The organism is Isoptericola haloaureus, from assembly GCF_036689775.1.
GTDB lineage: Bacteria > Actinomycetota > Actinomycetes > Actinomycetales > Cellulomonadaceae > Isoptericola > Isoptericola haloaureus.
Window position 1 is genome coordinate 1 of the sequence record NZ_JBAGLP010000010.1, and the last position, 368, is coordinate 368.

The 368-nt window shown below is 68.5% G+C and carries 2 protein-coding genes; one reads left to right on the forward strand and one right to left on the reverse strand.

The annotated features are described in order from the left end of the window. The coding region (locus V5O49_RS00025) for a Fe-Mn family superoxide dismutase (RefSeq protein WP_332900441.1) at positions 1–239 on the forward strand (239 nt) is incomplete at its 5' end. On the opposite strand, the gene V5O49_RS00030 is transcribed toward V5O49_RS00025, so the two are convergent. Continuing rightward, positions 179–368 (reverse strand): Fe-Mn family superoxide dismutase (locus V5O49_RS00030; protein ID WP_332900442.1); only part of this gene is annotated, 190 nt, incomplete at its 5' end. The genes V5O49_RS00025 and V5O49_RS00030 overlap by 61 nt on opposite strands.

Genomic DNA, 368 nt, shown 5'->3' on the forward strand with positions numbered 1-368 from the left:
CCGCGTTCCAGGCGCACATCGCCTCCCCCGCCACCGGCATCCAGGGCTCCGGCTGGGCCGTGCTCGGCTGGGACTCCGTCGGCCAGCGGATGCTGATCTTCCAACTCTTCGACCAGCAGGCCCACGTCCCGGTCGGCCTCACCCCGCTGCTCCTGCTCGACATGTGGGGGCCCGCCTTCTACCTGGACGACCTCAACGTCAAGGCCGAGTCCGTCAAGGCGGCCTGGACGGTGAGGTAGTGCAGGTAGAAGGCGTGCTCCCACATGTCGAGCATGAGCAGCGGGGTGATGCCGGCCGGGACGTTGGCCTGCTGGTCGAAGAGCTGGAAGATCAGCATCCGCTGGCCGACGGAGTCCCAGCCGAGCACG